Raw genomic sequence first — 7,981 nt, 5'->3', positions numbered from 1 at the left:
ATAATTATCTGTCTCGCCCATCTCTGCTTCCTAAATATTAGACCTGAATCCTTACACCCAAATTAATATTCACCTGGGAATCACGGCAACATTCCTTCAACATAATCAGGTTGTTAAATTTAAAGGGAAAAAATCTAAGTCATTAAAAGTTGACGGTGTTGATGGCATAAAAATAGATGTTGAATATAAAAAAGCAGTTTCCTATGCTCATCAGCATTTTGCTAAACAACTCTGCGATGAACAAGGTAAATTCTTACAGCAGTCAATTGGCGTAGTAGGTTGGCTGTATCCGGGATCTATAGTTCGTCATGTCGCTTTTACAAAAGAAACTAAGTTTGAAGAGAAACCACAACTGGCTTTTGCTCTTTTATATGCTCCTGTTGCTTGCCACTACTTTGTATTGCGATCGCATACCCAACCGCAACACCCGCAGTATGCCCTAGTTATACCTGAAGTGGCTAACTTAAAAATTTATGCCCAGCAATATTGGAGTTTGGGAAACTTGGATTACAAATATTTCCATATATCTAGCTTAGGAGATGCTGCATTAAGATTTCTGACTTATAAAACAACTGCTATACCCAGTCAGGCAAAACGATGCCAAGTAATATTATTTGGAACGGTAGTTTGGTCAAAGCAGCAAAAAACTCGCACGGAAATAGCAGTGGTAGAAGCGACTGAAATAATTGATATTGTCTATAAGCTTAGTTGCATCTCTTTTCCAAAGTACAGAGTTATTAATTATCAAAATCAAAACTTTATTATTAGCAATGCGATTAAAGGAATAATTGCTGATAATTTAGTAAAAGGTTTTCTCTGGTGGAATGATTTATATATAAAAATCCTAAATTTAAATTTATTGGAATTGAATTTTTATGAAGATAGAGGAATATACAAAATGATTCAACACTCTAAATGGGATATAGAAGCTCAAAAGCTATTTATTCAAGCTTGCCATGAAGCCTTGAAAAAGATATATGCTAAGATTTATGACCGAACCAAAGAAGGTCAATATGCTCAAATTGAACGAGAAAATATACGTATTTTATCGCAATTAGGACGATGCACGAATGGTGAAAACTTCCGCAAATTTATTGCAGAGTTCTGGGGAAGAGCGGGACAGCTTTCAATTTTAGAAGAACATTGGGAAGAATTACTGCCCTTGACATCGGGAATAATGGATTGGAAGGTTGCCAGAGATTTAACTTTTATCGCTATTGCTAGCTATCCAAGAAGCAAGAATATAAATACAAAAATATCAGAAAAAGCTGAGTTAGACAATGAATAAATATGTATTTTTTGAATTGATTACATTAATCCTTTAGCTAACTTTAAAATGTTTCATTTATTCGGCAATATTTTGACAAACTACGGAACCGCAGCTAATAATCGTGGGGAAAATGAAGGGAACATAACTACCTTACAAAAATTAATTTGGAAAGGTGAAGTTCATACTGCTATTTCATCTGAAGCAATTCGTTGGGCATTACGGTACTACTGGCAAAATGTTGGCTATCCGGTGAATCGACGTTGGGATGAGAATGCTCAACCAGTAGCAAATCATGTTTGGCAAGACCCCAACTTTGATGATATTCGCTTCATTGATGATGATATTTTGGGATTTATGCAGGCAGAAGCAGCAAAACTGGAAGCGTCAGATGAGGCTGAAGGTGAAGTAGAGGAAACATCCCAAGATGAGAATAAAAAAAGTTCTAAAAGTAAGGACAAGCAAACTTCTCCACGTAAAGGAAAGCAAAAGCCTAAAGGGAAAATAACTGCTAGACGAGGTGTATTAGAAGTTACTCGTGCAGTCTCAATGATACCCTTTACGGGAGACATTACCTTTAATGCTGTTAGTGGAGTCAAGGGACGAAATTCTCTTTATGGCACAGAGATTCATGCTACTCGTTATCAATATGGTTTTGCATTGACACCCGATAGTCTTAAAGATAAATCTCGTATCCATGCTGTTCTAGATGGTTTGGTTTCGATTGGTGAAGTGGCGGGAAATCATGCTCGTTTTTTGTATGATTTCTCCCCTGAAAGTATTGTACTGCGGTGGACACATGATTTTTCACCTCGTTTTCTATATTGCTTTGAGCAAGACGAACTGGGAAATTTGTCAGTATCCAACTTAGTGCGACAGGTAGAGGTGGGAGATATTGATCCCAAAGAATTATGGATTGGAGGCTTAATCTCTCAGGGTTTAGAAGATTTGGGAGCAAATGTGTTTCCTGGAGTGAAGTCGGCAGTAAAAGCATTAAAACAGGTCATTGCTGAAGATTTGCAGTTTTCATCGGGGAGCGATTAAGATGACGGCAATTGCTTTGAAAGTTGAAGTACCTATTGCTTGCTTTCGTCAATCCCGTGCTAGAGAATACGCTGATACGTATCCAGTACCTCCACCTTCTACGGTGTACGGGATGTTGCTTTCTCTGATTGGTGAGACAGATCGTTATAAACATTGTGGAACTCAATTAGCGATCGCACTCTTGTCTAAACCAGATAAATCTATTGTAATTCGGACTTTTCGCAGGTTTAAAACCAAAGATATCCACAACCCTAAGAATGCTAAACCTGATTACCAAGAGTTGCTAACGAACGTTGAGTTTGTAGTTTGGGTGAAGACAGACAAAGCAAAGCCTACTTTACCAGAACTTTTGCAGCAGGCATTTGCGAACCCAGCTTCTATTAATCGATTTGGTGGACTGTGTTTGGGCGAAAGTCGGGATCTAGTCAATACTGTTACCCTTTTACCTGAGAACTATGATGGTGAGTCGCTGTGGTGGTTAGTTATAGATGAAGATGGTTCGCTAACTCTACCCTACTGGGTTGACCATGTAGGGTCTAAGAGAACGCGCTGGCAGTGTTATGAGCTTCAGGAGTCCCAGGCATGGCAACCACCGGATTTATCGTGGACTACAATTCAAACTAGTTGAAAAAGGAGGATATTTAGATTTTGACAAGGATATCTGCTTGTTGCGCCGACACAAAGAGATAAAAAGTCGGTATTCTTTACTGAATCAGCAATCTAGCGCTTTCACCATGATTTAGGATGCTTGCAATTCCTCAGAAAGTTCCAATAATAAGCCTTCTGAGCGTTGTTAAGTTAGCCTAGCCCATTAAATTTTGCAAATTTAGTGCCTCCTAATGACAGGTGCTTGTAAGATCATCTACAAGACCTGATGGATTAACGTGTTTAGCCATCGCTGTTCTTTAACATTAGATGTCGTAAGACGTTGAGCAGTATTGCCCCGCCGCTGCTAAATCACCAGCGATCGCTGTTCTTTAACATTAGATGTCGTAAGACGTTGAGCAGAGTACACTCAATCATTTTACAAGGCAAGAGACTAGTTCTTTAACATTAGATGTCGTAAGACGTTGAGCAGAAAAACCTTTTCTACGCCGGAGCTTGTTTTAGTGGTTCTTTAACATTAGATGTCGTAAGACGTTGAGCAGGTGGGGGTGTCGGCAATTGACTACCGCGAAATGCAAGTTCTTTAACATTTAGATGTCGTAAGACGTTGAGCAGAATTATACTGCTCTTTGTCATAGCTTATACTTCAAATCCCCTCTGAACTGGAAATTTTTGCACGGATTTGTTCCCATTGCTCAATCTGCTTCCGTAATTGCAATTTGCGATCGCTCTCAACTGCACCAAGACCAGTAAACAAACCCTGACCATTCAACTGATCGCGGTAAATAGCAATCAATTCGGTCAGTGCTTTTTTACAGCTTCCATCTCCTCCTCAGTGAAAGAATTTGTATCTAAGCAAATCAGTCGTCTGCCAATTCTCTCCACAAGCTCCGACCTGCTTATATCAAAATTGGAGGCGATCGCATCTAATCCTTCAATACCAGTGGGAGTTAGGGCTAGGTTAACCCTTTTCTTCACCTCGTCGTACATCTCTGGTACGTCTTTTTGTCCTTTGTGCCCTTTCTTTCCCATTACTACCCAGCTATTACACACCTCCTAAATCATAGTCAACAGCAAGAACTACGGGTAGATTCTATAAATTGCTCAAAGATATTTAGTTATTGTGTAATACCTGAATTTACGATAAAATAGGCGTTGTGTAATACCTGAGATACTGATTATAGAGGACAAAAATCCTCATAATTTTGTTTGCTGTGGAAAATTGGTGCGGATAGCGATCGCCACAAACTTGAAACACTCTGGAATTTACAAAAATATCTTTTCCGGTTTCAACATGAGAAAGAATCTATGCTTGGCTTTTTTCCAGCCCCTTATCCAGATGAAATTTTATACAGTATCTTGGCTCGTTACCACATTAGGAGTGGTAACACCAGTCCAAAAATAACTTTAAAGGAGCTATTTAATTCTCAAGGTGTAATAGCTACTGTTGACTTACCTTCTAACCTGAATTCGTTGATTGAAAATCTCCAATTTATCTCGAATTATCAAGTAGAAGATTTGATATATAAATATACCCTCTATCCTTTCTACAGTGTTTTTCTGCCACCGAAAAGAGCCACCCAGGTGATGGAGTCAATGAAGGCAGATTTCGGAGGAGACATTCATACCAGAACCGGGATTATGGCGAGTTCGTTGAAGGTACAGAGGTATCTGCGATTTTGCCCAAAATGTTTAGAAGAAGATTTGCAAAACTATGGAGAGTCCTACTGGTATAAGCTACACCAAACACCAGGGGTTTTGGTTTGCCCAGTTCATGGTGTGACTTTGCAAGATAGCACAATTCCCATGCAAGGTTTTAATAGGCATGAATACTATGCTGCAAGCCAAGAAAACTGTCCTGTTGTACCGATACAACAGACTTACAGTCAAGAAACTTTAAAGAAATTGCGACTGCTGGCTCAAGATATTTCATGGTTGATAAATAGTAATCTTTTCTCTAGAGAACTAGAGTGGTTTCAAAGAAAATATATAGCTTTATTGATTGAAAAGGGTTTTGCAACTGCAAGCAAGCGAGTAAACCAGAAGAGATTAGTAGATAGTTTCTTGTTTTTTTATGGTGCTGAAGTGCTTGAGGCTGTTAACTCGATGGTGAATTACGAAAATGAGCAAAACTGGCTATTCAGCATTGTCAGGAAGCATAGAAAGTCATTCCATCCGATAAGACACCTACTCATAATTAGATTTCTGACGAATTCTATCGAGGAATTTTTCAACACGGATTACCAGTATAAACCTTTTGGTGAAGCGCCTTGGCTGTGTCTAAATACTGCGGTAGACCATTACCTCAAGCCAGCAATAACTAATCTTGTTGTCACTCACTGTTTAGATAATAAAAAACCGTTAGGTACTTTTTCTTGTTCCTGTGGCATGGTTTATTGTAGAACTGGCCCTGATAAAACTGATGAAGACAAGCTACGAATTGGCAAAGTCTTGACTTATGGTGAATTTTGGGAGCAGAAGCTAAAAGAACTGGTAGAAATCCAAAAATTAGGTCTACGAGAGACAGCAAGACGGCTCAATGTCGATCCCAGAACGGTAAACCGCTATACTGCCATACTTAAGCTAAAAACTTTTTGGAAATCTTCACAGGAAAATCGGCTAGTAGACTTACAGGAAGTTTTAGACTCAAATCTAAATTTAGCCAGCGATCGCAAAGTAAAATACAGGGAAGGTTGGAAAGCTTTACTACAGCAGTACCCAGAGGCATCGAAAACTACTCTCAGGGCATTAGCTAAGGCAACATATATTTGGCTATACAGAAACGATAAAGAGTGGCTCAACAAAAATTCGCCTTCTTTAAAAGTGCCTGTCCCTTGCATCGGTAAAGTTGACTGGGTAGAAAGAGACAAGCTAGTTCTCGAAAAGGTGAAAAATGCTGTGCGATCGCTTCTGAGTGCAGAAAAACCCGTGAGAATAACTATTGGCAAGATAGGCAAAGCTATTGGCTTACTGGCACTACTCGAAAAACATTTGTCAGAAATGCCAGTGACTAAGGTTTATTTAGAATCAGTGACAGAAACTGTAGAGGATTTTCAGATTAGGCGTATTAAGTGGGCAATTCAGCGGCTTGATGATTGCGGAGAAGAAATTCAGCCTTGGAAGGTGATTAGACTTGCTGCGCTACGAGAAAATTGCTCACAGAGAGTAAAAGCAGCTTTAGAAAGCGAGCTTTATAAACAACCCGATTAAGTTAATAACACTTTCTTGATCATAGTTATGTTGAGCAAAAGTTCCGAAAAAGAAAGAGACGTGAATTTAACACGTCTCTAGGTGATGGGAAGAATATTGAGTTCTAAGCTACATCTGCAACCAGTAAGCCGTTGACAGCAACAATCAAAAGCAGTGCTGAATCAGAAGTATCACAGCAGTGTCTTTTATCGCTATTACAGGGTTGTGCTACCCATTTGCTTTCAAGATTCTGGTAAAAAGTTCCCAGAAGTTGGGAACCGTTCCAAACTCGATACACTTCTCCCAAATCGTCTGGTACTGAGTCAATTTCAATTTCTGGTGCTACTGCGTCAGCTAAATGGTCAACATATTATTCCTCAAACTCTGCTTGAGCCGAGGCTTGGTTGTCAAATTCATCTTGTACAATCATCTGAGTAACCTCATTGATGGGGTTTAACAAAAGGCGATCGCGTTTCTCTTCCCGGAGGGGCGATCGCCTTTGTCTTGTTACTGCATTGTAATTATTAGTTATTACTAAAACAATGGCGTTACTACAAAATTTTCAAAATTCGCCACAATTAGGGTAAATAGAGTTATTACAGATTGAAAGTTTTCAGCAGAAAGTAGTATGGCAAAGCGGCAAACAACAAAATTGAGCAATCAGATCATTGTTAGAATGGACGATGAGACAAAGGAAGCTTTTATGAATAAAGCTAATGCTGAAGGCAAGACAGCTTCAGAATTGATCATGGGATGGATTCGTTCCTACATGACTGAAGAACTTCAAAAAACTCCAGACTTAGCCAAAATGCAAGCGGACTTGGAGAATCTAAAACAACAAGTCGCTGCACTCCAAAATGAATACTTGGGAAAATTAGCAGCCTGAGAGAAGAGAACGATTCTCTCAGGCTATGGATAGATCAAATTATCAGTTCTGCCCCTAAGAACCCAAAAAACCCGTCAGGCATCTGACGGGTTTAATTTTATTAAGGAGATTAACTATGGAAAGGTGCAAAGTTACTACACGTAACAAAAAAGTAGTAACTTAAATATTGAGTGCGATCGCACTCAAATCCGTTAACCCACAAGACTTTCCCTTACCTCTTGGCGATCGCACGCCAATGGGAGAGAATTATATCCATCTACATCTTTTTCAATAACTGGCACCCAGTTATCTTCCAGGTAGCGAGTCAATTCTGTTTGTACCTGTCCATCATCCATTGGGACGCTGGCAGGCATGATTAACAAACTCTTGTCCTGTCTTTCCCAAAGTGAATGAATCACCTTTGCCATCAGTCGCAGCACACCCCGCGTGCGTTGGAAAAAGTCGGTCAAACAGTTCTGGATGGATAGGATAGGCATTTTCTAGCCGTCGTTTATAACTAGCTTCTCGGCATTCACTATGGAAATTCCTGAGATTGATTTTGGTACATTTCTGCAAAGGCACGGATGATGGCATCACGGGCAATAAAACCATTTTCTTCGGTGATGGGTTGAAACAGCCGCCGCCGCACAATTTCAAAGCTTTCATCGGCACTTGCTGGTCGCCAAGGAGATTCAACTCTGCCAATAGCATTTTTGAGTCTACTTAAGGCTGCTTTACCGCGATCGCCTCCAATTTCATTATCAGATGCAGAGATACTCACGACCAACAGAGTTTGGTTAGCGTTTTTTGCCGACTCGCTCAAAGTCTGGGCAAAGGTAAAGTGAGTGTCAAAACTGCCCCCCGGAAGGTCGTTTACTTCGTGAAGCTGTCGGGCATAAGCTACCCATTCATCAATTAAAATCAGGCAGGGTGCATAGCGGTTAAACACGAGCCGGATACTGTTGGCGAAATATTACTTAACATAAAAACGGTAGATTTACCGTGTAATA

At 39.8% G+C, this 7,981-nt stretch carries 10 protein-coding genes and 1 CRISPR repeat array; of the genes, 5 read left to right on the top strand and 5 right to left on the bottom strand.

The window, feature by feature from the left end:
- Positions 1-34: 34 nt before the first annotated feature.
- Genes cas8a1 through cas5 form a run of 3 tightly spaced genes read left to right on the top strand, consistent with a single transcriptional unit; the run spans position 35 to position 2,939 of the window.
- Positions 35-1,288: a type I-MYXAN CRISPR-associated Cas8a1/Cmx1 gene (gene cas8a1 / locus HWQ39_RS33460; RefSeq protein WP_366932329.1), complete on the top strand. Its 1,254-nt coding sequence runs from the start codon at positions 35-37 to the stop codon at positions 1,286-1,288.
- Positions 1,289-1,336: 48 nt separating this feature from the next.
- Positions 1,337-2,311, top strand: coding sequence for a DevR family CRISPR-associated autoregulator (locus HWQ39_RS33455; RefSeq protein ID WP_292854424.1), 975 nt, complete (start codon positions 1,337-1,339; stop codon positions 2,309-2,311).
- Position 2,312: 1 nt separating this feature from the next.
- A complete protein-coding gene (gene cas5 / locus HWQ39_RS33450) occupies positions 2,313-2,939 on the top strand; it encodes a type I-MYXAN CRISPR-associated protein Cas5/Cmx5/DevS (RefSeq protein WP_292854422.1) in 627 nt (208 codons plus the stop codon).
- Positions 2,940-3,211: 272 nt separating this feature from the next.
- A CRISPR array of direct repeats spans positions 3,212-3,532; the repeat unit is 36 nt; unit sequence GTTCTTTAACATTAGATGTCGTAAGACGTTGAGCAG.
- A 31-nt stretch (positions 3,533-3,563) separates the two neighbouring features.
- Here cas5 and HWQ39_RS33445 read toward each other — a convergent pair.
- Both HWQ39_RS33445 and HWQ39_RS33440 read right to left on the bottom strand, forming a co-directional pair.
- Positions 3,564-3,713, bottom strand: coding sequence for a hypothetical protein (locus tag HWQ39_RS33445; RefSeq protein ID WP_292854419.1), 150 nt, complete (start codon positions 3,711-3,713; stop codon positions 3,564-3,566).
- Between the two features lie 5 nt (positions 3,714-3,718).
- A complete protein-coding gene (locus HWQ39_RS33440; protein WP_292854417.1) occupies positions 3,719-3,949 on the bottom strand; it encodes a hypothetical protein in 231 nt (76 codons plus the stop codon).
- A gap of 177 nt (positions 3,950-4,126) precedes the next feature.
- On the opposite strand from HWQ39_RS33440, the gene HWQ39_RS33435 reads away from it, so the two are divergent.
- Positions 4,127-6,127 (top strand): TnsD family transposase, encoded by a 2,001-nt coding sequence (locus tag HWQ39_RS33435; protein WP_292854415.1) that lies wholly within the window; start codon positions 4,127-4,129, stop codon positions 6,125-6,127.
- Positions 6,128-6,230: 103 nt separating this feature from the next.
- Here the strand turns inward: HWQ39_RS33435 and HWQ39_RS33430 are convergent, their stop codons facing one another.
- The gene (locus tag HWQ39_RS33430; RefSeq protein ID WP_292854413.1) at positions 6,231-6,404 is read right to left on the bottom strand and encodes a hypothetical protein; all 174 of its coding nucleotides are present in this window, start codon (positions 6,402-6,404) and stop codon (positions 6,231-6,233) included.
- Positions 6,405-6,734: 330 nt separating this feature from the next.
- Between HWQ39_RS33430 and HWQ39_RS33425 the strand changes: the two genes are divergently transcribed.
- Positions 6,735-6,992 (top strand): hypothetical protein, encoded by a 258-nt coding sequence (locus tag HWQ39_RS33425; protein WP_152590043.1) that lies wholly within the window; start codon positions 6,735-6,737, stop codon positions 6,990-6,992.
- 191 nt (positions 6,993-7,183) lie between these two features.
- Here the strand turns inward: HWQ39_RS33425 and HWQ39_RS33420 are convergent, their stop codons facing one another.
- Both HWQ39_RS33420 and HWQ39_RS33415 read right to left on the bottom strand, forming a co-directional pair.
- Complete coding sequence (locus HWQ39_RS33420) at positions 7,184-7,468, bottom strand: hypothetical protein (RefSeq protein WP_292854404.1); 285 nt, start codon at positions 7,466-7,468, stop codon at positions 7,184-7,186.
- A 38-nt stretch (positions 7,469-7,506) separates the two neighbouring features.
- Positions 7,507-7,920 carry a hypothetical protein gene (locus tag HWQ39_RS33415; RefSeq protein WP_292854401.1) on the bottom strand — a complete coding sequence of 138 codons (414 nt, stop codon included), beginning with the start codon at positions 7,918-7,920 and terminating at the stop codon, positions 7,507-7,509.
- Between the last annotated feature and the right edge of the window lie 61 nt (positions 7,921-7,981).

This window comes from Nostoc sp. NMS8, from assembly GCF_017115045.1.
In the GTDB taxonomy this organism is placed as follows: domain Bacteria; phylum Cyanobacteriota; class Cyanobacteriia; order Cyanobacteriales; family Nostocaceae; genus Nostoc.
Note: the sequence above shows the minus strand (reverse complement) of the source record. Positions and strands in the feature narration are given on the sequence as shown.